Here is a 24,756-nt window from a genome sequence, read left to right as displayed (position 1 = left end):
AAAAAGAACAAATAAATGGGACTAATTGACATATTTAAAGAGAAAACACCACTTGACGAAATCAATAACAGTTTTCAGTTTTTGACTTCAGAATTTGGCTTTCAACTTGTCAAAACAGAGTACCGAAAAGATTTTAAAGCAAAACACTTCTTGGTATATCGCAACGACAGTTTAAAACTTCAATTGGAAATTTGTGGCGATACAACTTGGTTTCATTGTGAAATAAGGCGGCTCATAAACGGACAACCTGCAAAGTATAGCAATAAAGACAACTGCATCAGTTTTGAGGAATTAGCCATTTTAGAGAGCAACAACAATTACGAACATTTTGACTATTACGCTGGTAGCTCAACAGGTTTACATGGAGTTTTGATCAACACGGCAAATTTGTTTAAGCGTTACAAAAAGTTTCTCACGACAGACAACTGGATTAAGGTAAAACAGATTGAACAATTAAAGGGTGATGATTTTGAAAAAAAGTTTGGTAAGCGTTTCGACGACCATAACATGCCGACATTCTTTGGAGAAGTAAAAAAGCACGCGACCAAACTTCTTATTGAAAACGGCTACAAACTTTTAGTTGACAGCGATGAGCTTTCTCCTTTTGACAGAAGTGGAATGGTGGATTATTTCACCTTTGCAAAAGATAATAGGCAAATCAAAGTCACTCAAGTTGATTGGCGTGACGACTATTTCATTTACAGAATTGAAGTGAACGGTAGTAAAGTTTTTGAGATTGACATCCGCAATCAAGACATAAGTAAAGCAGTTGACAGGACACTAGGAAAACTAAAGCAACAATATGATGAGAAGTAGAGCAGCGGCTAACATGGGGTTAGCGAAATTGGCAATTCAGTGGTTAGTTGAACATACAGAAAGAACATAACAGCGTTTGGCGTATAGGGAATTTCAAAACCTGGTGATTTTGAGGTTTGGTCATTTATGACTGAAAATGATTATCAAACAGAGTTAACTCAAGCCTTTTCTTACTGGAAAACAAAATAAGTTAATTACAAAATAATATATTTAGTTATTTGTTTGGGGCAATAAAGAACACATAACGAGGGCTTCTAAAAAAGGAGCAATCTTTTTTAGCATACTTTTACTATCTTCTTTATTTTTTGGCATAGCTCGGGGAGCAACCTTTTTTTACGGATTTTTATCTTTATTTATTATTGAAATCGCTCTACGAATTTATATAATCATTGATGGAGTAATATATTTATCGTAGCTTTGATAGTATCAAATGATACTATCAAAATGAATCCACCTTACGATATAACACCAAAAATTTTAAAGCTAATTACTTCTATTTCACAAAAGATAGGAGAAGTAAATGCAAAAAATCTGGTAAAACAAAACCCTAAACTTAGAAAGCAAAATCAAATAAGGACAATTCATTCTTCATTAAGCATCGAAGGGAATACACTATCAGAAGAGCAAATAACTTCCATTATAGAAAACAAAAGAGTTGTTGGCCCGGAAAAAGACATCAAAGAAGTATTAAATGCTTTGAATGTATATAAAGAATTAAAAAAGTTTAAATACAGTTCCGAAAAGGATTTTCTAAAGGCCCATAAACTGCTAATGAATGGATTGGTTTTAGATCCTGGAAAATACAGAACTAAAGGTGTTGGCATAGTAAAAGGTGCTAAAGTTGAGCATATAGCGCCCCCATTTTCAAACTTAAAATATTTGATGAATGAATTATTTCAGTACCTGAAAGACAAATCAGAACTAACGCTTATAAAAAGTTGTGTTTTTCATTATGAGATGGAGTTCATCCATCCTTTTATAGATGGCAATGGGAGAATGGGAAGACTGTGGCAAACTTCAATTCTTATGAGCGAATATCCACTTTTTGAATTTTTACCTTTTGAAACGTTAATATCAAAAAATCAAAACGATTATTACAATGCGCTTTCGGTTTCTGACAAAACGGGCAAGTCAACTAAATTTATTGAATTTATGCTGAATATAATAGACCAATCATTTGATGAACTATTAGAAAACGGCACAAAAAAACTGAATGAAACCGAAAGACTGGAAGTTTTCTTAGCAGATAATAAAGATGAATTTACCCGAAAAGACTACAATAAGCATTTTCGTGAAATATCAACCGCTACCGCAAGTAGAGACCTAAAAAACGGTTATGAGAATGGGCTGATTGAAAGATTTGGAGATAAAAAAACGACCTACTACAAAAAGAAATAATAGGCCTAACAAAGGTTTTGCTAAATTGGCGAGAAATCATTTTTAACCTGTTATATCTCATAATGATTTATCTCTAACTGGTTCATACAAAAAAGCAGCTAAAGAAGCATCAAAACAATTATTGGCAAGTCGAAATAAACTATAATACCATGTCACGCATAAACTCCAGCCCATTCCCTATCCTCACAACCGAAAGGTTAACTTTGAGGCAAATATCAATAGAAGATAAGGGAGCTATTTTTGCCTTGCGATCGGATGCGGCTGTAAATAAATTCCTCAGCCGTTCGGCCAGCCATAGCATTGACGATGCAATTAACTTCATTAATCAGGTTAACGAAAACATTAAAAACAACAACTCCCTTTATTGGGTAATTTGTTTAACAAAAACGAAAGCGGTTGTCGGCACAATCTGCCTTTTCGATTTTTCCAGCGAGCAAAACAGTTGCGAAATCGGATATGAACTGATGACGAGCTTTCAGGGAAAAGGCCTGATGACAGAAGCGATAGAAAAAGTAATTAGCTATGTTTTTGAAACATTACAATTTCAAAAAATAACCGCATTTACGCATAAAGGAAATTTGAATTCGACTAAACTATTAACGAAATTTAACTTTCAGCAAGCTGAAGAAGCAAGTGAAGAAAATCTTGATTTTAATGTTTTCAGTTTAACTCATTTGCATTAGTAGCCACCATCCGACTTCTGAAAAACAATGGGTTTATCTAAAAATCCCTATATTTGCAATTCAAAAGCTCAAGACATAATGTAGGATAAAATTTCTTTCAAACCATTAAAGATGGCGCACTGCCCGGCAGTTCAGCCTTTTCATTAATCTTTAACGAAAGGAATTATGCTTATTTTACAGAACATCTCATATATACATCCAGATAAAACGCTGCTGCTTGACAATATCAGTCTGGCGGTAAACGCTCACGATAAAATCGCTTTAATCGGGAATAATGGTTCAGGCAAATCTACCCTGCTAAAAATCATTGCCCGCGAATGGGAACCTTCAGCAGGACAACTGACTTTAGCCTCCGAACCTTATTACGTGCCTCAGCTTTTTGGTCAATACAATCAGCTTACTGTTGCGCGGGCATTAAAAACAGAACATAAACTCAATGCCTTAAAGCAAATACTTGAAGGAGATTTAACCAGCGAGAACTATACTTTGCTTGATGACGATTGGACCATCGAAGAACGCTGCAAGCAGGCACTTGAGTATTGGCAGCTTTCAGGAATATCTCTTGATGATCGGATGGAAAGGCTAAGTGGTGGCCAGAAAACAAAAGTTTTCCTGGCGGGCCTAACCATACACCAACCCGATTTAATTTTGCTTGATGAACCCAGTAACCATTTAGACTTTTCGGGAAGGCAATTGTTGTATGATTTTATCCGCACATCAAAAAGTACACTTATTGTTGTGAGTCACGACAGGGCCTTATTGAATCTTTTGCACAAAACAATCGAATTGGGCAAGCACGGAATAACTGCCTATGGTGGCAATTATGATTTTTATGCCAGTCAGAAGCAAATTGAAAATAATGCTTTAAACCTTGATTTGCAGCATAAAGAAAAAGCCTTGCGCAAAGCCAGGGCGAAAGCACAAGAAACCACAGAACGACAGCAGAAGCTTGACAGTCGGGGAAAAGCCAGGCAGGAAAAAGCAGGTGTTGCCCGGATCATGATGAATACCATGCGGAACAAAGCCGAAAACAGTACCACAAAAATGAAAGGGGTTCATGCTGAAAAAATAGATGGTATAACGCATGAATTACAGCAACTGCGCTCAGCTTTACCCGATACCGACCAAATGAAACTGGGTTTTGAGCAATCCGCATTGCATAAGGGAAAAATTTTAGTAAATGCCACAGAGATTAATTTTGGTTATCACCACCAGCCATTGTGGGCCGAGCCATTAACTTTTCAGCTCTATGGTAATGACCGCATCGCCATTAAAGGTATTAATGGTTCGGGAAAAACTACTTTAATTAAAATTATTTTAGGGAAGATAACACCACAAACCGGTGCGTTTTACCGTGCAGTAAATAAACCTGTTTATATCGACCAGGATTATTCCATTATTGATAAGCAGCTTAAAGTTTATGAGCAAGCGCAGGCCTTTAACACATCGGCTTTGCAGGAACATGAGGTAAAAATCAGGCTTAACCGCTTCTTATTCACCAAAAATGATTGGGACAAACCTTGCAGTGCATTGAGCGGCGGCGAAAAAATGCGTTTAATTCTTTGTTGCCTTACCATTGATACACAAGCGCCCGACATCATTATGCTTGATGAGCCGACAAATAACCTGGATATGCAGAACATCGAAATCCTTACCAAAGCCATTAACGATTATCAGGGTGCCTTGGTTGTTGTTTCACACGATGCTTATTTTCTTGAGCAGTTAAATATCCGTCAGCAGATCCAATTATCCTAAAGCAAATTAACAAGCCGCAGACAGCGCCTGCGGCTTGTTAAGATTTGTTATTTTCTAGCTTTTCTAAAAGAAATTAGTGTTTGCAGCATTACTGAGAGCATTACAAAGAGCAAGCCTAAATAAAATGAAGAATTTACTTCCTTGCCCTCATTAAAAAACAAGAATGCTAATATGATGGCGTAAATTGGCTCCAGGTTAAAGGTTAAGTTCACCGTAAAGGCGGGTATTTTCTTTAAAACCTCGGCAAATAAAACATATAATACCACGGTGCAGAAAAACGACAACAAAAGCAGGTAAACAATATCTTTTAGCCCCGGGATTAAACTTGCAACCGGAAAGAAATGTAAATAAACCGGCATTAAAACCCCCAGGCCAATGGTGCCGCCAATCATCTGATAATAATTAATCACCTTACTGTCGTAATCATTAACCAAACGTTCGTTATAAATGGTATAAAGTGCCGCAAAAGCCGATGATATCACTCCTAATATTATCCCCAGCTGGTAAGAAGCATCGAAGTGGAAAATCAGGTAAATCCCCAAAAGTGTTATGCCGCTTAAGAGCATTTCCGAAAGCACAAAGCGTCTTCTCTCAAGCAGCGGTTTAAACAAGGCGGTAAAGAAGCTGGTTAAACTGTAGCAAACCACGCCTACAGAAATATTTGAATATTTGATACTGGCGTAGAAAAAAATCCAGTGGATGGTAATAAGCAAACCCACCTTTACAATATCCATTTTCTTCTTGAAACCGATATCTGTATTAATCTTTAGAAATTTCAGAATCGTAAAAAGGAAAATTGAGGAGAAGAAAAGCCGGTACCAGGTTAATAAACCTTCATTCAGCGAGATAAGTTTACCAAAAACACCTGTAAACCCTGCCAGCACCACAGCAATGTGGAGCAAAATATATGATCTTTTCATAAAAATTGTCTTTCCTGTCCCTTATCGGAACAAGCTATTATCGTTAATAAATTATTCGAAATCTGAAACACAGCAAATAAGCTGGTTCAAATAACCAGTGCTGGATTTCAATACTGAAAAAAATTTAAACGATTGGAGGCGAAATACAATTTCTACAGTTCATATACGATTATTTGTTCCAAATATATAAAAATCTAGTAATACTGTCGTATTTAATTCAAAGAATCACCTCGGGTCGAACAATTAAAAACTTATCCCAAAGGCTATCAAACAGTTAATTCAGGCATTATAGAAAAATAATTGAAAAAACATTTGCGAAACCAAAAGGTTGCACGTATATTAGCAACCAATTAGTTGCATAATTTGATTTCAAGATATGAGAAGAGATGTTTTCCAGGCCATTGCCGACCCTACCCGAAGAGCAATAATTGCATTAATTGCCTTGCAGGCGATGACACCTAATGCCATTGCCGATAATTTTAATACTACCAGACAGGCGGTTTCAAAACATCTCCGTATTTTAACGGAATGCGAAGTGGTAAAACAGGAACAATTGGGCAGGGAAATTTATTATTCGCTGGAAATTGAAAAAATGAAAGAAATGGATGTATGGCTGGCCCAGCTCAGAAAAATCTGGGAAACCCGCTTTGATCAACTGGATAATGTATTAGCTAACCTTAAAAATATAAACAATGAAAAATAACCTGCTTTTTGATTTTACCGTTGACAAGGCGAGCAAAACGGTATTTATAACCCGCGAATTCGCGGCCGCACTTCCATTGGTTTGGGATGCTTTTACAAAAGCCGAACTGCTTGACCAATGGGTTGCCCCTAAACCATGGCAATCAAAAACAAAATACATGAATTTTGAGGTCGGCGGAAAAAGGTTTTATGCCATGGTGAGCCCTGAAGGGATGGAGCGCTGGTCGATACAGGAATACACTTCGATAACGCCCAAAACCAATTTCAAAATGCATAATGCCTTTGCTGATGAGCACGAAAACCCGGAGCTGCCAGGCTCTGACTGGAATTATAATTTTAGCGAAGCGGATGGCAAAACAAAAGTATATATCACCATTTACAACGAATCGCTTGCCCGATTAGAGCGTATGATCGAAATGGGCTTTAAAGAAGGGTTTTCCGCATCTGTTGATAACCTGGAGAAATTGCTTACAACATTATCACCACAATAATTGTTTAAAGAACTGACTATTAAATAAAAACAAAACATAAAAAAAATGGCACTGATTAATCCACACATCAACTTCAACGGCAATGCCGAGGAAGCATTTAACTTTTACAAATCGGCCTTTGGTGGCGAATTTGAAAGAATAGTACGTTTTAAAGATATTTCGAGTACCGAACATCCTATTTCGGAAAACGAGGCCAACAAAATCATGCACATTGCTTTACCGATTGGTCCTAACATTTTAATGGGTAACGACGTTCCTGAAAGCATGGGAAAGGTGAGTGAAAGTGAAAACCGATCGAAGATAGCTGTTAGCGCAGAAAGCCGTGAGGAGGCCGATAGATTATACAATATTCTTTCAGCAGGTGGTGAGGTAGAAGTACCGATTAACGATAGCCCATGGGGCTCGTATTTTGCTATGTTCAGGGATAAATACGGCATTGAATGGATGATAGATTACGCAGCTAAAGCATAAATACCTTCATAGAAAAAATGGCTACAACGCAAGAAAACTTAATTCATAAAGTGTATAAGGCTTTTAATAACCGTGATATTGATACCGCCCTTTCTATGATGCACCAATCGATACAATGGCCAAAAGCCTTTGAAGGTGGCTATATTACCGGACATGAGGAAATACGCAAATACTGGACAAGGCAATGGAAGGAAATAAACCCTGAAGTTAATCCGGTCGGTTTTACTGATCGTCCTGACGGTACCCTGGAAATCAAGGTTCACCAAAAGGTAAAAAACCTGGCAGGCGAGCTTCTTTTCGATGGACAGGTAAAACACATTTACACCTTCCGGGATGGCCTTTTGCAGCGAATGGATATTGAAACCGAATAAATTAAGCGAAGCTGAAAAACATTTTCAGCTTCGTTATAACCTTCTAACCATAAATTATCATGAGAAAAATAATTGTTTTATCGATGATTAGCCTTGATGGTGTAATGCAGGCACCCGGAGGTGCTAAAGAAGATCCTTCAGATGGTTTTGAATACGGCGGATGGGTAGCCCCCTTTTCTGATGAGCGCTATAACGAAGCAGTAAAGAAAGAACTTTCGCCAGCTGATTACATCTTAGGTAAAAAAACTTACGAAATCTGGGCTGCTTACTGGCCTGAACATGGTGCTTTCTGGCCAGGCATTAATGAAGGAACCAAATATGTGTTTTCGCGGAAGCTAAAAAATTCAGACCCGATCATTACCGGGTGGAAAAACTCGGTGGTGGTAAATGACATCGAAGCCATTAAAGAACTAAAAAATACAACTGGCGCAGATTTACATGTATGGGGAAGCAGTAAGCTTGTTCAGCAACTGCTCCAACACGATCTGGTAGACGAACTCAAACTTAAAATCCATCCTTTAGTTTTAGGCAAAGGGAAAAAATTGTTTGACAATAATGCATTTCCGGCCAGGTTTAAGTTAACCGAGCACATTATCAATTCGAAAGGTGTAATCATTGCTTACTACGAACGGAATGGAGTTGTTGAAACCGGAGAATCGGGAGCAGCATAAAAATAATTGATTGGTAAAATAAACATGACGGATATTAAAATGCCCAGGATATAAAGGTTTAATGGTAAATTTACCATTATGATGAGTTTGAAAAATGCCTTTACTGAACGCTTAAATATCAAATATGCATTGATACAGGCACCAATGCTTGGGGTTTCTACCCCTGAAATGGCTGCCATCGTTTCAAATGAGGGAGGATTAGGCTCGCTGCCGGTGGGCGGCTTATCGCCTGAAGCTACCCGACAACTTATTCAAAAAACTAAAAGCCTTACCAACAAGCCTTTTGCGCTCAACCTTTTCACACACCGTATCCCCGATTACGATGAACATGCGCTGGAGCCCATGCGAAACCTGCTCATGCAGATGGCAGGCGAAAAAGGCTATCAACTTGATGCTGAAAAGCTTTCGAATTTTAAATTTTACACTTATCGCGACCAGCTTGATGTTATAATTGAAGAAGCTATCTCAATTGTTAGCTTCACCTTTGGCCGGCTTGATGCCGAAAGTATTCAATTGCTCAAAGCCCATGGCTGTACCCTGATAGGCACTGCAACTTGTGTAGGGGAAGCACAGCTACTGGAAAAAGACGGGGTTGATCTGATTGTTGTTCAAGGTATTGAGGCCGGTGGGCATCGAGGTACATTTATTGAGAATATCCCGCTACCACAAATCGGGCTTTTTTCACTCCTTCCACAGGTAATTAAGGCTGTAAAAATACCCTGCATTGCAGCGGGCGGCATAAACAGCGGTGAAACGATAAATGCTGCTTTTAAGCTTGGAAGCTGTGCTGTACAAATAGGAACGGCTTTTATCGCAACGCAGGAAGCTGATGGTATTGCAGCTTATAAATCAAAGGTTAAGGCAGCAAAAGATACGGATACAGCACTTACACGCAGCTTTTCAGGAAGATGGGCAAGGGGTATCCGGAATGAGATGATGGAAAGAATTGAACAGGCTGGCATTCCTATCCCACCCTACCCTTTTCAGAACAGCTTAACCACAGCATTTCGTAAACTGGCTCAACAGGCCAACGACGCCGACTATACCAATCTATGGGCAGGCCAATCTGCAGGTGTTAACACAGGCCTACAAACCAGTGATGTTTTCAAGGATTTGATCAGGCAATATGAAACTTTACAACACTAAAGCATGCAGCTTGCCATTCAATCGATATTAGCTGATGAGTCCATTGCGCATTTTGCGCACAGTTTCTGGCTGCTCGAAAATAAAACCGGAAAAGACATCCCAGCTACCGTACTGCCAAATGGAATGGCCGATATGATGCTGATGAAAGCAAGTAGCGGCAAGTGGGAAATATTTGTAAGGGGCGTTGATACCCTGCCAAGTGAGGTTGTTATTAAAGCCGGAACAGAAATGTTTTCCATAGGCTTTAAGTTACTGGCTGTAGAATACCTTTTTGGGGATTCAATTAAAGATGTACTCAATGAAGGAAAAATAATCCCAAACGATTTCTGGGCATTTGAAGCCGTTGATTTCGAAAGCCTCGAAAACTTTTGTAAAAAAGCTTCGGCAAGAATAAAAACGGTTACGGAGGCAACTATCGATAGCCGCAAAAAGAAATTATTCGAACTGATTTATGCCACCGATGGTGCAATGAGTGTGAAAGAACTTTCAGAGCAGGTTTTCTGGAGCAGCAGGCAAATAAACCGTTATTTCAATCAGCAATTCGGAATCTCATTAAAGGCCTATTGCAGCATACTCCGTTTCAAGGCGTCGTTTAGGCACATCAGCGAAGGCAAACTTTTTCCCGAGCAGAACTTTACCGACCAGAATCATTTTATTAAAGAAATTAAAAAGTATGCTGGTGTAACGCCTAAAGAACTGCGCAAAAATAAAGATGAACGTTTCATTGATATTGCCGCATTGAAAAAAGAGGGTTAAAAAAAACGTCTGATTTTTACTATTCTGTTTATCAAAGCATCAGCAATTTTGTAACATCAAATTATACAGAAAGATGTTACTAAAAGATAAAAAAATAGCCATTGTGGGCGGCGGTCCGGGCGGATTAACACTAGCAAGACTACTCGAGCTTAAGGGTGCAAGCGTTAAACTATATGAACGTGATCAGGATAAATCGGCCCGTCAGCAAGGCGCCACGCTTGATTTACACTACCATTCGGGATTAAAGGCACTTCGGGAAGCCGGATTAATAGATGCTTTCAAAAAAAGTTATCGTCCGGGTGCGGAAAGGGTTACCATTGTAGATAACCAGGCAACTGTTCATTACACGGAGCGTAATGAAGCTCCTCTGGAAGACTTAGACAGCGAATTTGCCAGACCGGAAATCGATCGCGGGCCGCTTCGTGATTTACTCATTGACTCTTTAAAAGAAGATACCATTATATGGGACTCCAAATTTTCTAAACTGATCAAAAATGGCGAAGGCTGGAACCTGGTTTTCGAAAACGGAACAACAGCTTATGCTGATTTAGTCATTGCCTCAGATGGCGCTAACTCAAAAGTGAGGAAATATATAACCGATATCAAGCGGATATATTCAGGCGTTACCATAGTGGAAGGTAATATTTACAATGCAGCCAGCAATGCTCCCAACTTATGGAAACTGACTAATGGCGGCAAAGTTTATGCTTTATGGGATAAAAAAACTGTCGTTTTAAGTGCAAAAGGTGAAGGTTCACTTTCATTTTACACCATCAGCTATGAACCTGAAGATTTAGCAACTTTAGCAGGAATAGATTTTAGAAATAAAGCACAGGTATTCGACTGGTTTAAACAACGCTACGCCGACTGGAGTGATCAGTGGCACGAAATATTTTCAACAGATGAATCTTACTTCGTTATTCGTCCGCAATATCATTTCCCTGTTGAGCAGTCTTGGAAAAGCCAGTCTAATCTCACCATGATTGGTGATGCAGCACATGTTACCCCGCCTTCAGGCGAAGGCGTTAACCAGGCCATGCAGGATGCGTTGGAATTATATGAGGCACTTTGTATGGAAAATTTCGACACAATTGAAACCGCAATTGCGGCCTTTGAAAAGAAAATGCTTTTACGTACCTCTAAGGAAACTCAAGATGCACTGGATATGGTCGGTTTAATGCAATCAGAAAATAACCTTGACAACATGCTTGGTTTTTTCAATGAACTGAATGATATGCGTGAAGGTTAATCTGCTAAAAGACAAGATATATGTTATTAAAAGATAAGCAAGTAGCCATCATTGGCGCAGGGCCGGTTGGTTTAACCATGGCCAGACTCCTTCAGCAAAAGGGGGTAAATGTTACCGTTTATGAAAGGGATAAGGATGATCAAACCAGTATTTCAGGCGGCACGCTCGACTTACATAAAGGTTCAGGACAGGATGCATTAGAAGCGGCAGGTTTATTGGCGGCATACTACGAAAAGGCATTAGCAATGGGGAGAACAATTGTTGATGAAGACGCGAAAATTATTTTATCCAGAAAGATAGCACTCGAAGAAAGAAACGATAACCCGGAAATTAACAGAAATGACTTAAGAGTCCTATTACTGAACAGCTTAAGTTCCGGAACAGTTATCTGGAACAGAAAACTCGTTAACCTTGAACCACAAGACAACAAGTGGTTACTACAATTTGAAGCAGGCGAAAATGCAGTTGCCGATCTGGTTATTGGAGCTAATGGTGGTATGACGAAAGCCCGCAGATACGTTACGGATGCCAGCATAGTCTATACCGGTACGTTAATTCTTCAAGGGGAAGTTTTAAATCCAAAACAATCTTGCCCTGACTTTTACCAGCTATGCAATGATGATATTTTAATGGCGGCACATGAGGGAACTTTGCTGGTGGCAAACCCAAAGAATGGCGGTATTTTAAGTTATAATGTAATTTTTGAAAAACCCGATGAATGGGATTTAAATATTACCAGAAACACAGATGATATACGGAGCTTTCTTTCGGGCAGGTTATCCACGTGGAATAAATTATATACACAATTATTAAATGCAACCACTTCCTTCAAGGTTTGGCCGACAAGGAAAATCCCCTTAACTACGCCCTGGAAAAGCAGGCGCCCCCTACCCATTACACTTATTGGTGATGCAGCACACATTATGCCCCCATTTGCCGGGCAGGGTGTGAATACAGGTTTATTAGATGCCCTGATTTTATCGGACAACTTAACCAATGGGAAATTTCATACGCTGGAGGCCGCAATAACTGATTACGAGCAGAAAATGTTTCTTTACGCGGGCGAAGCACAGGCAGAAACGGCAAAAAATGAAATCATCATGCGTCATCGGGATTTTTCTTTCAGCAAGTTTTATCCATGATGGTTTTATATAAACCTTTTTGATTGCGCAAAAGCATCCGACTTTGCAGATAACTTCTTCGACATTAGTTATATTTACCCTTTATCAACCGAAAACATACCCGATGAGCAGCAATAAGAAAATAACAGCAGCAGCACAAGAAACCCTTCTTAGCACATTAAAGCTTCGTTTTGAAAAAAACATGAACCGCCATGAAGGTTTAAAATGGCAGGATGTTCAAGCTAAACTCGAAAAAAACCCGGAAAAACTATGGTCGCTGATGGAGATGGAAAGAACAGAAGGCGAGCCTGATGTTGTTGAGTATGATGTTTCGGATAACACTTATGTATTTTATGATTGTGCTGCCGAAAGCCCGAAAGGACGCAGAAGTTTTTGTTACGACCGTAAAGCTTTAGATGCCAGAAAAGAAAACAAACCAAAAAGCAGTGTTTTGGAGGAAGCCGAAAATATGGGTATTCAGCTTTTAGATGAGCAGCAATACCGTAATTTACAAAAACTAGGCACTTTCGATACCAAAACATCAAGCTGGATTAGTAGTCCCGCAGCAATCAGAAATTTAGGGGGTGCTTTATTTGGCGACCGCCGATACAATCAGGTTTTTATTTACCACAATGGCGCCGAATCTTATTACGCTGCAAGGGGTTTCCGTGGCTTATTAAAGGTATAAACCCTTTGACATGATAGACAATGATACTAAACGTATCTCGAGGCTAACCGCAATCCTGACACTACTACAAACTAAACGGTTACTGACAGCTACTGAACTTTCCTCTAAATTTTCGGTTAGCGTTAGAACAATTTACCGTGATATCAAAGCTTTGGAAGCTTCAGGTGTACCGATCCTTACCATCGAAGGCAAGGGTTATTCTTTAATGGAAGGCTTTAAAATCCCTCCGGTAATGTTTACTGAAAGCCAGGCTAATGCATTAATTCTTGCCGAACAACTGGTGCTCAAAAATAAAGATGCCTCCTTTATCGCGGCATACAGCGAGGCCATCGATAAAATTAAAGCAGTGCTGGGAAATAAAACCAAAGACAATGTTAACTTACTTGCCGAACGTACCCGGTTCAGTCAGAATTTTAACAATGAAAGAAACAGCAATAACCTCTCAGACCTGCAGTTCTGCTTAACCAATTTCCGGTTAACCCGGATAGAATATGTTAATGAGGCAAAAAAGTCATCCATAAGAACGATTGAGCCATTTGCCCTGGTAAGCACACAGGAGAACTGGCTACTGATTGCCTGGTGCCGCTTGCGCAATGACTTCCGGTTTTTCAGGCTCGACAGGATTAATAAACTTGAAATTTCAGACGAAAAATTTACACCGCATAAAATGACTTTGCAGGAATTTTTCGATAAGCAAGGTTAATTTTTTAACCCCTGACATAGGGCTGTCATAAGCTGCTTTAACTTTGCAGGGTAATTAAAATTTTAACGAAAATGAACAACCTTTTTGATCCATCAGACACTGCTCAAATTTTAAACAGAATTGAAAAACTTTCTCCATTAGCCAACAATGAATGGGGCAAAATGAACGTAAATCAAATGCTGGCCCATTGCAATGCTTCTTTAGAAACAGCTATGGGTTTAAATTTTCAGGAACGTGTTGGCCTGGTTGGCCGCATATTCGGTGCAATATTAAAACCTGGTTTTTTTGGCGAGAAACCATTTCCCAAAAACAGTCAAACCAGTAAAAATTATATCATTAAGGGTAATCCTGATTTCGAAAATGAAAAAGTGAAGGTAATCAGTCAAATAAAACAATTCTCAGCAGGAGGACCCGAAAAATGTACCAAAAATATACATGCCTTTTTTGGAAAACTTACTGCAGAAGAGTATGCTATTATGCAATGGAAACATTTTGATCACCATTTGAGGCAATTCGGGGTTTAGAGCTATGGTGAAAAGAGACGATAAAACAGCAACATTCTGCCCGGCGAACCGGGTAGAGTGGCGAAACTGGCTGATGAAAAACCATCAGTTAAGCGCCGCAGTATGGCTGGTTCAGTACAGTAAAAAATCAGGAAAAGCCAGTATTTCCTGGAGTGAAGCAGTAGAAGAAGCCCTGTGTTTCGGCTGGATTGACAGCATCAGAAAGAAAGTTGACGAAGACACATTCATACAGTTTTTCAGCAAAAGAAAACCGGGTGGAACCTGGTCGAAAATAAATAAGGATAAGGTTGAAGAACTGATTCAAACCGGAAGAATGAGCGAAGCAGGCTTAAAAAGTATTGAAATAGCTAAAGCAAACGGTGCCTGGACAATTTTAGATGAAGCAGAAGAACTGATTGTCCCTAAAGACCTAGCTACTGCGCTAAAGGCATATTCAGGTGCAGCGTTATTTTTCTCCTCCCTAAGCAAGTCGGTTAAGAAAGCCATTTTAATATGGATTGTAATTGCCCGAAAAGCGGAAACAAGACAAAACCGCATCAACGAAGTCGCAAAACTTGCCAGCCAGAAATTAAAGCCTAAGCATTTGCGTTAACGAAAAACAAAAACTGGACGTTATGATTTCAGGAAATCGCCAACTTTTGTTACCATATCATCGATAATGTTGTACTTGATGTTTAACCAGTTCTTTTCTGTTGGCACATCATTCAACAATAAGGCGGTATTTGGGGTTTGCAATTGAGGAAAACTTCTTAGCGTATTGAAAATATCTTCAAAATTTTCAGGCTGAAAACTGGTAAGCATTTCGGCCCTGTGAATTAACTTTTGCAAAGATTTCAGAGATGTTTGGTTTTTCATGGTCGTAAGGTTTATGCAAATTTAAACCAGAAATAAATCCCCTAAACCGTAAAAACACCCTTTTGCAAGAAGGACGTTGATAAAAATCAAAGAAAAGCGGCAAAACCGAATAGCTAACCCATTAAGTAACAAGATACTTACAAATAAAAACTAACTAAAGCTAAAAACTTAACTACTCACCACTGGGTTAATGATAGGCCACTTAACTTTGAAAAATAAAAAACAGAAACAATGAATTTATCAAATAATAAAATTTTAATAACCGGTGGTGCAAGCGGCATCGGTTTAGGATTAACAGAAAGATTTATCAACGAAAACAATACGGTGATTATTTGTGGTCGCCGAGAATCGGTACTTAAAGAAGTTAAGGATCAATTTCCATCAGTTATAACCAAGGTTTGTGATTTGGCCGAGCCGGCAGAACGCATTGCGCTTTATAACTGGGTCCAGGAAAATCACCCTGATGTTAATGTACTTGTAAACAATGCGGGCATTCAAAACTGGGTTGATGTGGCTCAAGACGATCTTTACGATAAGGCGGCGAATGAAATTGAGATCAATATCACGGCGCCTGTACACCTTACCAACCTCTTTCTGCAATCCAAGTCAATCAACACGGTGATGAACGTTACTTCGGGTTTAGCTTTCGTCCCCTTTTCAAAAGTACCTGTTTACAGTGCCACAAAAGCTTTTTTACGTTCATTTACCCTGTCGTTAAGGCATCAGCTGAAAGCTAAAAATATCGAGGTTATTGAAATTATCCCTCCGGCATTAAATACCGACCTGGGCGGGAAAGGGTTACACGACCAGCATCCGGCAGTTAGCGATTTTATCGAATCGATATTTAAACAGCTTGGGGATGGAAAAACAGAGTTAACCTTTGGAACAAGTGCATCCAGGGCCGAGGCAAACAACGAGACCATTTTGGAGTATTTTAACATGATGAACCCTTAAGTTTAAATTTTTCACTATTTTAATTGAATGATTGAAAAAGTAAAGGATTTAAAAGATGGTGACTATTGTCATGTAACCGGAGGCACCCATAAGGGTAAATCGGGGGCAGTTAGTGACATTAACATCAGTAAAACAGGGCATCAAACCATCACCGTGACACAACAGAATGGTGAGCGTTTTAAAACCCTGGGCCGAAATGTAGCAATCATTAAAATGCAATAAGAAGCGCTTGATTTTTAATCAAAGTAAAAAATGAAACAGTATAGTACCAATTATCAGGATACATTTATAAAAGTTGCTGAGGATTCTCCGGCCATCAAAGGAGAATCACCACCAATGAAAGGAGAAAACAAAACGGTGGCCAGCATGCAATTTGAGCTAATTTCGGCTCATCCTTATCGATATACTTCCGATGATGTGCTGTTTCAGGTTTACGCCGATAGAAATGATTTATTGCCACAGGATTACGATGAAGCCAGGAAAATATTTTTTTCAAAGGGACAGGCCTGTTTACGGGCCTCTCCCTTAACAAAACGATATGGCTGGGGAATTCATCATGATAAAACGGGTAAAATTGCGCTTTATGGACTGGAAAGCCCGGAATATGAAAAGCTTGCTAATGACCAGTCGATAAAGCATGTAAATGCGATGAGATCGACAAGATAATTAGTTCGCCAGCCCCCTGTTATATTTTTCCTTATAGGCCAGTGGCGACATGCCCGTGATTTTCCTGAAAACTTCCCGAAAGGCTTTAATATCGGCGTAGCCTACTTCATACATCACCTCATTTATAGTCTTGCGACCTATTTCAAGTGCTTTCTTAGCCGATTCGATGCGTACACGCTGGGCATATTCGAGGGGTGTATTTCCGGTTGCTTTAATAAACCTTCTATCGAAATTCCTTCTCCCCACTGCAAAATCGGCCGAAAGTTTTTCAATTGATAATTTTTCGTTAAGGTTGTTTTCAATATAGTTTTGTGCTTTTTTTACCAGTTCATCATCATGAGATTTTTGTCCGGTAAATATGGTAAACTCCGACTGGCTGTTTCTTTCAAAGGCAATCTGAAATACCTTTGAACAAAAAATTGCTGTTTCCCTATCGTATTTCTTTTCTACCAGGTAAATCATTAGGTTCAAAAAAGAATAAGCCCCTCCATTGGTATAAATACCGTACTCATCGGTAATTAAGCGATCGGGTTGTAAATTTACCTTTGGAAACATCTTCGTAAAATTTTCGGCAGCAGACCAATGCGTAGAACAGCTTTTACCATCGAGCAAACCCGAGGCCGCCAGCATAAAAGCGCCGGTACAAATACTTGCTACTTCAGCGCCATTCTTATATTGACGGCTTACCCAATTAATCAAGGTTTCATTCCCGTCAATTGCTTTTTCATAGTTATGATTTAAGGATGGAATAATAATAAGATCCGTTTTACTGATTTTTGAAATATCGTTATGTGGCTTTACGCTGAACAAGCCATCATAAAAATCCACAGTTGGTGAAATACCGGCCAGCTGGATATTAAACAATTCATTTTTGCCGGCTTGCTTCCAGTATTCATTAGCTTTTGTAAATATTTTATAAGCGCCAACAATGCTGCTTAGGTTATTTTCCCCGTCGGGAACAATGATAGTAAGGTGTTTCATTACGCACAATTTTAGCTTAAAGATAATCATCTCTATTGTCCAGATCAACCCATCATAAAGTCTATTTCACACTACCTGAGTTATTTATCCAGACCGTAAATTTGAATTTAAATGTATAAAATATGTTAAAATATACCTTATACCCTATTCTGGTACTGTTTAGTTATACAGGTAAAAACCAGGCTATTGAAGAAGAAAAAAGCAATATGGAAACTAAAGATTTCACAACAACTATTTTTGTTAGTCAACAACCCGAACAGGTTTATAAAGCTATTAACAACGTCAGGGGCTGGTGGTCAGAAGAAATTGAGGGCGAAACTGAAAAATTAAATGCAGTTTTTAATTATCACTTTCAGGATGTGCACCGCTGTAAAATGAAAATAACAACACTTATTCCCGGTAAGAAGGTGGTATGGCGGGTTGAAGAAAATTATTTCAAGTTCACCAGTAAGCAAAACGAATGGCCAGGAACTGAAGTTATCTTTGAAATTTCAAAAGCCGGTGAGCAGACCAAACTCGTTTTTACCCATAAAGGCTTGCAGCCAAAGGATGAATGCTATAAAATTTGCCATGATGCCTGGACAAATTATATTCAGATCAGCTTACGTGAATTGATTACCAAAGGAAAAGGTAAACCTAATGGTAAGGAAAAAGCGCAAACCGATGATGAGAAAAAACTGAGTTCAGGTAAATAAAAGATAAAAACCACATGGAAGATAAAGATTATCAAATAAGCTTAAATGTTAAAGCCAGTGCCGAAGAAGTTTTTAATGCAATAAACCATATTGATGCCTGGTGGACTACAGACCTTGAAGGTACGCCCAATGCTCTACACAACAATTTTACCGTACATTTTGGCGATACATGGAAAACTTTCAGCGTAACTGAATTTACACCTGGCCAAAAAATAAACTGGAAAGTGATTGATTGCTTTTTACCATGGAATGCTGATAAGACAGAATGGATTGGCACAAATGTTATTTTTGATATTGTGGCGAGCGGGCAACTGACAGAAATTCGATTTCAGCATATCGGCTTAAAAGAATCGGCTGAATGTTTCGATGCCTGCTCAAATGCCTGGACCGCATATTTACAAAACAGTTTGATTAACCTGATCACAACGGGCACAGGAAAACCCAATACCAAGAGAAACAGTAAATCTTAATTCTCTTTTTTTGGCTACAACAACAGTAGATTTGGCTTCATTCTATGATTTAATAGTTCAGAAATTTGAATTATCAAATCAATAGAAAATGAAAATTATTATAACAGGTTCATTGGGGCACATCAGTAAGCCCCTAACCTTATCTTTAGTAGAAAAAGGACATTCGGTAACCGTAATTAGCAGTAGTACCGAAAGAAAGCAGGAAATTGAAGACTTAGACGCAACGGCTGCAATCGGTTCGATTGCTGATGTTGAATTTCTGACCAAAACCTTTTCAGGTGCTGATGCAGTGTATACCATGGTCCCTCCGGGAAATTACACCGACCACAACTTTGACTTACATGCCTATTTTATTAATCAAGGGAGCGCTTATGCAGCGGCGCTTAAAGCTTCAGGCGTAAGAAGAGTTGTTAATTTAAGTACAATTGGCGGCAACCTGGCAAAAGGCAACGGCATTCTGGCGGGTGCACACGAAGTAGAAAAGATACTGAATGAATTACCTTCGGATGTAACCGTTACCCATATGCGGCCAAACTCTTTTTACTATAATTTATTGGGTTATGTACCTGTAATCAAATCGATGGGCTTTATTGCCGCAAATTATGGTGGTGAGGGGATTATACCATGGGTTGCACCAGCAGATATTGCAGCAGCCATAGCCGAAGAACTAACGGCAGTTTCTACTGGCAGAAAAATACGCCGGGTAGGCAGCGAAGACCTTTCGGGAAATGAAACGGCAAGGATTTTAGGTGAAGCCATTGGAAAACCAGATTTGAAATGGATTGTTCTTTCTGATGAAGAAGCATTACAAAACCTGATTACAGTCGGATTAAACCCAACAATTGCAGCTGGACTGATTGAGATGTATTCCGCTTTACGTACAGGATTGCTTGCAGAAGATTACTATAATAACAAACCGGCGATGGGTAAAGTAAAAATGACCGATTACGCCACGGAATTTGCCTTGGCTTATCATCAGTAACAGTATATTTAAGCCATGGCAAATACATTATTTCATAAATTTAAAACTATCAGCGAGTTTCATAAGTTCAGGGGCTTACCAAAACCTGAGCATCCGTTGATTAGCGTGATAAATTTAGCTGATGTAAAAAGCGTACCCGAGGGCAAAAACAACATTGTGCTTGATTTTTACTCCATTGCCCTTAAAAGAAATTTTAATGCCAAAATAAGGTATGGGCAACAGGCTTACGATTTTGATGAAGGCATTTTGTTTTTTATTTCGCCTGGTCAGATTTTTAGTATTGAGGTAGAAGAAGGCACAAGCTTAAAACAATCGGGATGGATGTTAGTTGTACATCCCGATTTTTTATGGAATACCCCTTTGGCACGGCTTTTTAAACAAAGCGAATTTTTTCACTATGCCGTACATGAGGCACTTTTCTTATCTGAAAAGGAAGAAAATACACTTGCGGCCATTATGCAAAATATACAGCAGGAATATCACTCGAATATTGATAAGTTCAGCCAGAACGTAATGCATGCACAACTGGAACTCTTGTTAAGTTATTCAGACAGGTTTTACCACCGGCAATTCATCACCAGAAAAATCACAAACCATACCGTACTTCAAAGGCTTGAGGAAATCCTTGACGATTTTTTTGAAAACGAAAACCTGTTAAAAGACGGATTACCAACCGTTCAGCACATTGCCGAAACACTAAACATGTCGCCCAATTATTTAAGCGGTTTGTTAAAGGTATTAACTGGCGAGAGTACACAGCAGCACATCCATAACAAGCTTATTGAAAAAGCCAAGGAGAAGTTATCGCTTACAGGTTTATCAGTGAGTGAAATTGCTTACGGCCTTGGTTTTGAGCATCCACAATCCTTTAGCAAGCTCTTCAAAACCAAAACCAAGCTCTCCCCGCTGGCATTCAGAGCATCATTTAATTAGCCCAGAACCAATTTGGCTACAATAATTTCCAGTTAGGCTACATCATCTTTTCCTGGCTACTGCAATTTTGTACTTCAATTATATAAAAAATGAAGACAATATTTATAACAGGTGCCTCAACAGGCCTAGGAAAAGCGACGGCAAAATTATTTGCCGCAAACGGTTGGAAAGTAATCGCGACCATGCGCAAACCAGAAAATGAAACAACTTTAAACACCATCGACAATGTAACGCTATTACCGCTGGATGTAACCGATGTAGCCCAAATTGAAGAAACCACCAAACTTGCGATGGCAATGGGCGATATTGATGTAGTTTTTAACAATGCCGGATATGGTTTGATGGGACCGCTGGAATCTACTACAGACAACCAGTTGATCCGCCAGCTAAATACAAATGTTTTAGGCGTTATAAGGGTAACGCAGGCCTTTATCCCCTATTTCAGGGAAAAAGGCAAGGGCCTTTTTATTTCAACCACGTCCATTGGCGGATTGATTACCTTTCCATTCAGTTCGGTTTACCACGCCACAAAATGGGCGCTTGAAGGCTGGAGTGAAAGCATGGCTTTTGAACTGAAAAAAATTGGTGTGGGTATTAAAACGGTTTCACCTGGGGGCATTAAAACCGACTTCCTGAATCGCTCGGCAGATTTATCCTCACACCCTGCTTATCAGAAATGGATGGATAAAATGTTTTCAGGCTTAAATGAAGATCATTTTACCGCAGCAGAAGACATTGCGAAAGTAGTTTTTGAAGCGGCAACCGATGGCAAAGAGCAGTTAAGATACCTCGCAGGAGAAGATGCGAAGGCACTTTATGCACAAAGGATGGAACTTGGCGCAGAATCGTTCAGAAAAGAGATGGCTGAGCTAATTTCAGTGAACTAAATCTTTATCTTTAACCAGTGAAAAAAGAAGAAAATATTCCACATCAGTTTGATTCGATAGCAGATTTACACCGGATGCTGGGCTTACCAAAGCCCTTGCATCCGCTTGTTAGTCTGGTGGATAACACTTTTATTTCGGTAGCGAAAGATGAGCTGCCAGCTGCCTTTTTATTTAATTTTTACAAAATATCTTATAAAAAGAGCCTTAAAGGAAAAATAAGGTATGGCCAGAATTATTACGATTTTGATGAAGGTGGTTTGGTTTTTACGGCTCCAAACCAGATCCTCGCCACTACCGATGATACTGAATATTTAGGCTATACCTTGCTTATACATCCCGATTTTATCCGGAATTATCCCTTAGGCCGCAACATTAAAAACTATGGCTTTTTTTCATACGCCGCTAATGAAGCGCTTCACCTTTCTGACAGGGAAAAAAATATCATCCTGAACATCTTTTTTAATATTGAAGAAGAATTAAAATCTGCCATTGATGATTTTAGCCAGGACGTGATTCTTTCACAAATCGAATTAATTTTGAATTACAGCAATCGTTTCTACAAACGACAGTTTATTACCCGAAAGGCTGTAAATCACGATTTGCTCGCAAAACTAGAAGATTACTGGACTAACTATTTCAATAACAAAACGGCACTGATACAGGGCTTACCAACGGTTCATCAGCTTGCAGAAGAAATTAGTGTTTCACCACGCTACTTAAGCGATATGTTGCGTTCATTAACCGGCCAGAATGCACAGCAGCATATCCACGAAAAATTAATAGAGAAGGCTAAAGAAATTTTATCAATCAGTAATTTATCGGTTGCCGAAATCGCCTACCAGCTGGGTTTTGAACATCCGCAATCTTTTAATAAATTATTTAAGAGTAAAACGAACCTTACACCAGTACAATTCAAACAATCATTTTATAAAAACTAAAGATGTCATATTGCAGCGCCATTGAATACATGCAGCCCGAAGAGCGGAAGGCTTTACATAAAAACTACCACGATAATCATTATGGTTTTCCAATACATAATGACAACGAGCTTTTCGGGAGGTTAGTAATGGAAATTAACCAGGCAGGCTTGAGCTGGGAAACCATCTTAAAAAAAGAAAAATCGTTCAGATTGGCTTATGATAATTTCAACATTGAAAAAGTTGCCGCCTACGGCGAAGCCGACTGGGAAAGATTGCTTGCTGATGCAGGCATTATCAGAAACCGATTGAAAATAAATGCTGCCATTGAGAACGCAAAAACCATTCTTACCCTTCAAAAAGAATTTGGTTCTTTCGAAAATTGGTTAACACACCATCATCCTAAAACCAAAGAAGAATGGATAAAACTTTTTAAAAAGACTTTTAAGTTTACCGGAGGTGAAATTGTTAACGAATTTTTGATGAGTATTGGTTATCTACCTGGATGCCACGATGAAAACTGCCCTGTTAATAAAGAAATAGCGAAACAAAACCCGATGTGGCTAAGTACGAAAAATTAATCCGAACGATTTAGCTATTAATCTTTTCGCAATTTATTAAGTCAGAATAATTATGAAATTTCGCCTCACTATTCTCTTCAGTATTTTTTACCTGTGGATTCATGCACAAACAAAAGTTGTTACCAATTCATTTTACTTTGGAACTAAACTCAAAATAGAAAAGTATTCCGGCAACGACTTCCGTTATACATTAGATGTAAAATCAAGGCAAACTGATTCACTTAAGAACATAACCATACTGGCCAGACAGGTAATTAACAGTGATGAATGGCTCGATGTTAATATGACCAAAGATGTTTCAGCAGATACTTCCTGGAAGAAGCTGGAGACCACGGGCAGGATAAATCCAAAATCGAAAGAAATATGGTTATACGTAACCATTGAAGGAAACGGTATTTTCCTGGCCGATAATATAAAGTTTGAGATCAGGAACAATGAAGGGAATTGGATAGAAATACCTATTAAAAACAGCAATTTTGAAAACGATGGGGATAATCCGCTGAAAAGTTTTTTACACAGTCCGAAAATACCTGAAGGTACAAGGATTAATGCGCTGAATCTGAATGACCATTTACACGGAAAGGTTTTAGAAATTGAAACAACAAAGGCAAAATTAACCTGGAAAACTTTTTACGGAAATAACCGGACAACCGGGAAATATTGCCTGGTAAATGGAATTAAACTTTATTATGAAACTTACGGAAAGGGTGAACCATTGTTACTTTTACACGGCAACGGACAATCTATAGCTGCATTCAGTAAGCAAATACCAGATTTTGAAAAGAAATATAAAGTTATCGCGGTTGATACCCGGGCACAGGGTAAAAGTTTAGATAACGATACCACAAAGCTGAGTTATGATCTTTTCGCCAGCGACATGAAAGTACTTCTAGACTCCTTACATTTAAAAAAGGTAAACATTGTTGATGGAGCGATGGTGGAAACACGGCCCTGATTATGGCGATTAAATATCCAGAGTATGTAAACAAACTGATGATTACGGGTGCCAACCTTAATCCAACCGAACAGGCTGTTGATAAGGCTATGCTTGCCCAGGTTAGGAAAGATTTAAAAGAATTGATCAAAAAAGACGATGCTGAATCACAACAGGTAGCCCGCTTACTGAAAATGCTTCTGGCTGAGCCAAATATTGACAGCCAGGATTTGCACAAAATAACGGCTAGTTGTTTGATAATGGCAGGCGAAAAAGATATCATAAAACAGGCACATACAAAATTGATCGCCGATAACATTAATAACTCCAAACTCGTCATATTCAAAAATGAAAGCCATATGGTACCCGAAGAAAACGCGGAGCTGTTCAACCAGACGGTACTTAACTTTTTAAATGAAGGCATAAATTAAGGTAG

32 protein-coding genes are annotated in these 24,756 nt (G+C 38.9%); 29 read left to right on the top strand and 3 right to left on the bottom strand.

Annotated features, from left to right (window positions below):
- Positions 1-15: 15 nt before the first annotated feature.
- The 4 genes from R2R71_RS18970 (at position 16) to R2R71_RS18955 (ending at position 4,652) form a co-directional block, all read left to right on the top strand.
- Entirely contained in the window at positions 16-816 is an 801-nt protein-coding gene (locus R2R71_RS18970; RefSeq protein ID WP_316832860.1) for a hypothetical protein, read from the top strand.
- A 444-nt stretch (positions 817-1,260) separates the two neighbouring features.
- Entirely contained in the window at positions 1,261-2,214 is a 954-nt protein-coding gene (locus R2R71_RS18965) for a Fic family protein (RefSeq protein ID WP_316832859.1), read from the top strand.
- Between the two features lie 149 nt (positions 2,215-2,363).
- A complete protein-coding gene (locus R2R71_RS18960; protein ID WP_316832858.1) occupies positions 2,364-2,897 on the top strand; it encodes a GNAT family N-acetyltransferase in 534 nt (177 codons plus the stop codon).
- A 165-nt stretch (positions 2,898-3,062) separates the two neighbouring features.
- Positions 3,063-4,652, top strand: a complete 1,590-nt coding sequence (locus tag R2R71_RS18955) for an ABC-F family ATP-binding cassette domain-containing protein (RefSeq protein WP_316832857.1) — start codon at positions 3,063-3,065, stop codon at positions 4,650-4,652.
- Positions 4,653-4,699: 47 nt separating this feature from the next.
- On the opposite strand, the gene R2R71_RS18950 is transcribed toward R2R71_RS18955, so the two are convergent.
- A complete protein-coding gene (locus tag R2R71_RS18950) occupies positions 4,700-5,572 on the bottom strand; it encodes a DMT family transporter (RefSeq protein WP_316832856.1) in 873 nt (290 codons plus the stop codon).
- Positions 5,573-5,948: 376 nt separating this feature from the next.
- Between R2R71_RS18950 and R2R71_RS18945 the strand changes: the two genes are divergently transcribed.
- The 13 genes from R2R71_RS18945 to R2R71_RS18885 all read left to right on the top strand — a co-directional run bounded on the left by R2R71_RS18945 (position 5,949) and on the right by R2R71_RS18885 (position 15,057).
- On the top strand, positions 5,949-6,275 hold the full coding sequence (locus R2R71_RS18945) for a metalloregulator ArsR/SmtB family transcription factor (protein ID WP_316832855.1): 327 nt from the start codon (positions 5,949-5,951) through the stop codon (positions 6,273-6,275).
- Positions 6,265-6,765: an SRPBCC domain-containing protein gene (locus R2R71_RS18940; protein WP_316832854.1), complete on the top strand. Its 501-nt coding sequence runs from the start codon at positions 6,265-6,267 to the stop codon at positions 6,763-6,765. The genes R2R71_RS18945 and R2R71_RS18940 overlap by 11 nt, the downstream gene beginning before the upstream one ends.
- A 45-nt stretch (positions 6,766-6,810) precedes the next feature.
- Entirely contained in the window at positions 6,811-7,236 is a 426-nt protein-coding gene (locus tag R2R71_RS18935; RefSeq protein ID WP_316832853.1) for a VOC family protein, read from the top strand.
- A gap of 17 nt (positions 7,237-7,253) precedes the next feature.
- Entirely contained in the window at positions 7,254-7,607 is a 354-nt protein-coding gene (locus R2R71_RS18930; RefSeq protein WP_316832852.1) for a nuclear transport factor 2 family protein, read from the top strand.
- A 59-nt stretch (positions 7,608-7,666) separates the two neighbouring features.
- Positions 7,667-8,278, top strand: coding sequence for a dihydrofolate reductase family protein (locus R2R71_RS18925; RefSeq protein WP_316832851.1), 612 nt, complete (start codon positions 7,667-7,669; stop codon positions 8,276-8,278).
- Positions 8,279-8,356: 78 nt separating this feature from the next.
- On the top strand, positions 8,357-9,424 hold the full coding sequence (locus tag R2R71_RS18920) for a nitronate monooxygenase family protein (RefSeq protein WP_316832850.1): 1,068 nt from the start codon (positions 8,357-8,359) through the stop codon (positions 9,422-9,424).
- Positions 9,425-9,427: 3 nt separating this feature from the next.
- Positions 9,428-10,180 (top strand): AraC family transcriptional regulator, encoded by a 753-nt coding sequence (locus R2R71_RS18915; protein WP_316832849.1) that lies wholly within the window; start codon positions 9,428-9,430, stop codon positions 10,178-10,180.
- Between the two features lie 73 nt (positions 10,181-10,253).
- Positions 10,254-11,429 carry an NAD(P)/FAD-dependent oxidoreductase gene (locus R2R71_RS18910; protein ID WP_316832848.1) on the top strand — a complete coding sequence of 392 codons (1,176 nt, stop codon included), beginning with the start codon at positions 10,254-10,256 and terminating at the stop codon, positions 11,427-11,429.
- A gap of 20 nt (positions 11,430-11,449) precedes the next feature.
- Positions 11,450-12,571 carry an NAD(P)/FAD-dependent oxidoreductase gene (locus R2R71_RS18905; protein ID WP_316832847.1) on the top strand — a complete coding sequence of 374 codons (1,122 nt, stop codon included), beginning with the start codon at positions 11,450-11,452 and terminating at the stop codon, positions 12,569-12,571.
- 103 nt (positions 12,572-12,674) lie between these two features.
- On the top strand, positions 12,675-13,238 hold the full coding sequence (locus R2R71_RS18900; protein WP_316832846.1) for a DUF4256 domain-containing protein: 564 nt from the start codon (positions 12,675-12,677) through the stop codon (positions 13,236-13,238).
- Between the two features lie 10 nt (positions 13,239-13,248).
- The gene (locus R2R71_RS18895; RefSeq protein WP_316832845.1) at positions 13,249-13,941 is read left to right on the top strand and encodes a YafY family protein; all 693 of its coding nucleotides are present in this window, start codon (positions 13,249-13,251) and stop codon (positions 13,939-13,941) included.
- A 71-nt stretch (positions 13,942-14,012) separates the two neighbouring features.
- Entirely contained in the window at positions 14,013-14,465 is a 453-nt protein-coding gene (locus tag R2R71_RS18890; RefSeq protein WP_316832844.1) for a DUF1569 domain-containing protein, read from the top strand.
- Between the two features lie 4 nt (positions 14,466-14,469).
- Complete coding sequence (locus R2R71_RS18885) at positions 14,470-15,057, top strand: YdeI/OmpD-associated family protein (protein WP_316832843.1); 588 nt, start codon at positions 14,470-14,472, stop codon at positions 15,055-15,057.
- A 20-nt stretch (positions 15,058-15,077) separates the two neighbouring features.
- Here the strand turns inward: R2R71_RS18885 and R2R71_RS18880 are convergent, their stop codons facing one another.
- On the bottom strand, positions 15,078-15,320 hold the full coding sequence (locus tag R2R71_RS18880; RefSeq protein WP_316832842.1) for a hypothetical protein: 243 nt from the start codon (positions 15,318-15,320) through the stop codon (positions 15,078-15,080).
- A gap of 231 nt (positions 15,321-15,551) precedes the next feature.
- Here R2R71_RS18880 and R2R71_RS18875 point away from each other — a divergent pair, with 231 nt between their 5' ends.
- The 3 genes from R2R71_RS18875 to R2R71_RS18865 are packed head-to-tail and all read left to right on the top strand — an operon-like array spanning position 15,552 to position 16,940.
- A complete protein-coding gene (locus tag R2R71_RS18875; protein ID WP_316832841.1) occupies positions 15,552-16,274 on the top strand; it encodes an SDR family oxidoreductase in 723 nt (240 codons plus the stop codon).
- A gap of 27 nt (positions 16,275-16,301) precedes the next feature.
- Positions 16,302-16,496 carry a KOW motif-containing protein gene (locus R2R71_RS18870; RefSeq protein WP_316832840.1) on the top strand — a complete coding sequence of 65 codons (195 nt, stop codon included), beginning with the start codon at positions 16,302-16,304 and terminating at the stop codon, positions 16,494-16,496.
- Between the two features lie 30 nt (positions 16,497-16,526).
- The gene (locus R2R71_RS18865; RefSeq protein ID WP_316832839.1) at positions 16,527-16,940 is read left to right on the top strand and encodes a DUF6157 family protein; all 414 of its coding nucleotides are present in this window, start codon (positions 16,527-16,529) and stop codon (positions 16,938-16,940) included.
- On the opposite strand, the gene R2R71_RS18860 is transcribed toward R2R71_RS18865, so the two are convergent.
- Positions 16,941-17,921, bottom strand: a complete 981-nt coding sequence (locus tag R2R71_RS18860; RefSeq protein ID WP_316832838.1) for a GlxA family transcriptional regulator — start codon at positions 17,919-17,921, stop codon at positions 16,941-16,943.
- Between the two features lie 122 nt (positions 17,922-18,043).
- Between R2R71_RS18860 and R2R71_RS18855 the strand changes: the two genes are divergently transcribed.
- The 9 genes from R2R71_RS18855 (at position 18,044) to R2R71_RS18815 (ending at position 24,751) form a co-directional block, all read left to right on the top strand.
- Positions 18,044-18,616, top strand: a complete 573-nt coding sequence (locus tag R2R71_RS18855; RefSeq protein ID WP_316832837.1) for an SRPBCC domain-containing protein — start codon at positions 18,044-18,046, stop codon at positions 18,614-18,616.
- Positions 18,617-18,630: 14 nt separating this feature from the next.
- Entirely contained in the window at positions 18,631-19,086 is a 456-nt protein-coding gene (locus R2R71_RS18850) for an SRPBCC domain-containing protein (RefSeq protein WP_316832836.1), read from the top strand.
- An 88-nt stretch (positions 19,087-19,174) separates the two neighbouring features.
- The gene (locus tag R2R71_RS18845) at positions 19,175-20,068 is read left to right on the top strand and encodes an NAD(P)H-binding protein (RefSeq protein WP_316832835.1); all 894 of its coding nucleotides are present in this window, start codon (positions 19,175-19,177) and stop codon (positions 20,066-20,068) included.
- Positions 20,069-20,083: 15 nt separating this feature from the next.
- Complete coding sequence (locus tag R2R71_RS18840) at positions 20,084-21,001, top strand: helix-turn-helix transcriptional regulator (protein ID WP_316832834.1); 918 nt, start codon at positions 20,084-20,086, stop codon at positions 20,999-21,001.
- An 89-nt stretch (positions 21,002-21,090) separates the two neighbouring features.
- Positions 21,091-21,888, top strand: a complete 798-nt coding sequence (locus R2R71_RS18835) for an SDR family oxidoreductase (protein ID WP_316832833.1) — start codon at positions 21,091-21,093, stop codon at positions 21,886-21,888.
- Positions 21,889-21,905: 17 nt separating this feature from the next.
- The gene (locus tag R2R71_RS18830) at positions 21,906-22,826 is read left to right on the top strand and encodes a helix-turn-helix transcriptional regulator (RefSeq protein WP_316832832.1); all 921 of its coding nucleotides are present in this window, start codon (positions 21,906-21,908) and stop codon (positions 22,824-22,826) included.
- 2 nt (positions 22,827-22,828) lie between these two features.
- Positions 22,829-23,386 (top strand): DNA-3-methyladenine glycosylase I, encoded by a 558-nt coding sequence (locus R2R71_RS18825; protein WP_316832831.1) that lies wholly within the window; start codon positions 22,829-22,831, stop codon positions 23,384-23,386.
- A 52-nt stretch (positions 23,387-23,438) separates the two neighbouring features.
- On the top strand, positions 23,439-24,341 hold the full coding sequence (locus R2R71_RS18820) for an alpha/beta fold hydrolase (protein ID WP_316832830.1): 903 nt from the start codon (positions 23,439-23,441) through the stop codon (positions 24,339-24,341).
- Between the two features lie 2 nt (positions 24,342-24,343).
- On the top strand, positions 24,344-24,751 hold the full coding sequence (locus R2R71_RS18815) for an alpha/beta hydrolase (RefSeq protein ID WP_316832829.1): 408 nt from the start codon (positions 24,344-24,346) through the stop codon (positions 24,749-24,751).
- The last annotated feature ends 5 nt before the right edge of the window (positions 24,752-24,756 follow it).

This window comes from Pedobacter aquatilis, assembly GCF_032678405.1.
GTDB lineage: Bacteria > Bacteroidota > Bacteroidia > Sphingobacteriales > Sphingobacteriaceae > Pedobacter > Pedobacter aquatilis_A.
This window is presented reverse-complemented; position numbering and strand designations above follow the sequence as displayed.

Excerpts from the sequence above, each read along its gene's own strand:
- R2R71_RS18970 (WP_316832860.1), top strand. The coding sequence starts at position 16 with ATGGGACTAATTGACATATTTAAAGAGAAAACACCACTTGACGAAATC.
- R2R71_RS18965 (WP_316832859.1), top strand. The coding sequence starts at position 1,261 with ATGAATCCACCTTACGATATAACACCAAAAATTTTAAAGCTAATTACT.
- R2R71_RS18960 (WP_316832858.1), top strand. The coding sequence starts at position 2,364 with ATGTCACGCATAAACTCCAGCCCATTCCCTATCCTCACAACCGAAAGG.
- R2R71_RS18955 (WP_316832857.1), top strand. The coding sequence starts at position 3,063 with ATGCTTATTTTACAGAACATCTCATATATACATCCAGATAAAACGCTG.
- R2R71_RS18950 (WP_316832856.1), bottom strand. The coding sequence starts at position 5,572 with ATGAAAAGATCATATATTTTGCTCCACATTGCTGTGGTGCTGGCAGGG.
- R2R71_RS18945 (WP_316832855.1), top strand. The coding sequence starts at position 5,949 with ATGAGAAGAGATGTTTTCCAGGCCATTGCCGACCCTACCCGAAGAGCA.
- R2R71_RS18940 (WP_316832854.1), top strand. The coding sequence starts at position 6,265 with ATGAAAAATAACCTGCTTTTTGATTTTACCGTTGACAAGGCGAGCAAA.
- R2R71_RS18935 (WP_316832853.1), top strand. The coding sequence starts at position 6,811 with ATGGCACTGATTAATCCACACATCAACTTCAACGGCAATGCCGAGGAA.
- R2R71_RS18930 (WP_316832852.1), top strand. The coding sequence starts at position 7,254 with ATGGCTACAACGCAAGAAAACTTAATTCATAAAGTGTATAAGGCTTTT.
- R2R71_RS18925 (WP_316832851.1), top strand. The coding sequence starts at position 7,667 with ATGAGAAAAATAATTGTTTTATCGATGATTAGCCTTGATGGTGTAATG.
- R2R71_RS18920 (WP_316832850.1), top strand. The coding sequence starts at position 8,357 with ATGATGAGTTTGAAAAATGCCTTTACTGAACGCTTAAATATCAAATAT.
- R2R71_RS18915 (WP_316832849.1), top strand. The coding sequence starts at position 9,428 with ATGCAGCTTGCCATTCAATCGATATTAGCTGATGAGTCCATTGCGCAT.
- R2R71_RS18910 (WP_316832848.1), top strand. The coding sequence starts at position 10,254 with ATGTTACTAAAAGATAAAAAAATAGCCATTGTGGGCGGCGGTCCGGGC.
- R2R71_RS18905 (WP_316832847.1), top strand. The coding sequence starts at position 11,450 with ATGTTATTAAAAGATAAGCAAGTAGCCATCATTGGCGCAGGGCCGGTT.
- R2R71_RS18900 (WP_316832846.1), top strand. The coding sequence starts at position 12,675 with ATGAGCAGCAATAAGAAAATAACAGCAGCAGCACAAGAAACCCTTCTT.
- R2R71_RS18895 (WP_316832845.1), top strand. The coding sequence starts at position 13,249 with ATGATAGACAATGATACTAAACGTATCTCGAGGCTAACCGCAATCCTG.
- R2R71_RS18890 (WP_316832844.1), top strand. The coding sequence starts at position 14,013 with ATGAACAACCTTTTTGATCCATCAGACACTGCTCAAATTTTAAACAGA.
- R2R71_RS18885 (WP_316832843.1), top strand. The coding sequence starts at position 14,470 with ATGGTGAAAAGAGACGATAAAACAGCAACATTCTGCCCGGCGAACCGG.
- R2R71_RS18880 (WP_316832842.1), bottom strand. The coding sequence starts at position 15,320 with ATGAAAAACCAAACATCTCTGAAATCTTTGCAAAAGTTAATTCACAGG.
- R2R71_RS18875 (WP_316832841.1), top strand. The coding sequence starts at position 15,552 with ATGAATTTATCAAATAATAAAATTTTAATAACCGGTGGTGCAAGCGGC.
- R2R71_RS18870 (WP_316832840.1), top strand. The coding sequence starts at position 16,302 with ATGATTGAAAAAGTAAAGGATTTAAAAGATGGTGACTATTGTCATGTA.
- R2R71_RS18865 (WP_316832839.1), top strand. The coding sequence starts at position 16,527 with ATGAAACAGTATAGTACCAATTATCAGGATACATTTATAAAAGTTGCT.
- R2R71_RS18860 (WP_316832838.1), bottom strand. The coding sequence starts at position 17,921 with ATGAAACACCTTACTATCATTGTTCCCGACGGGGAAAATAACCTAAGC.
- R2R71_RS18855 (WP_316832837.1), top strand. The coding sequence starts at position 18,044 with ATGTTAAAATATACCTTATACCCTATTCTGGTACTGTTTAGTTATACA.
- R2R71_RS18850 (WP_316832836.1), top strand. The coding sequence starts at position 18,631 with ATGGAAGATAAAGATTATCAAATAAGCTTAAATGTTAAAGCCAGTGCC.
- R2R71_RS18845 (WP_316832835.1), top strand. The coding sequence starts at position 19,175 with ATGAAAATTATTATAACAGGTTCATTGGGGCACATCAGTAAGCCCCTA.
- R2R71_RS18840 (WP_316832834.1), top strand. The coding sequence starts at position 20,084 with ATGGCAAATACATTATTTCATAAATTTAAAACTATCAGCGAGTTTCAT.
- R2R71_RS18835 (WP_316832833.1), top strand. The coding sequence starts at position 21,091 with ATGAAGACAATATTTATAACAGGTGCCTCAACAGGCCTAGGAAAAGCG.
- R2R71_RS18825 (WP_316832831.1), top strand. The coding sequence starts at position 22,829 with ATGTCATATTGCAGCGCCATTGAATACATGCAGCCCGAAGAGCGGAAG.
- R2R71_RS18820 (WP_316832830.1), top strand. The coding sequence starts at position 23,439 with ATGAAATTTCGCCTCACTATTCTCTTCAGTATTTTTTACCTGTGGATT.
- R2R71_RS18815 (WP_316832829.1), top strand. The coding sequence starts at position 24,344 with ATGGCGATTAAATATCCAGAGTATGTAAACAAACTGATGATTACGGGT.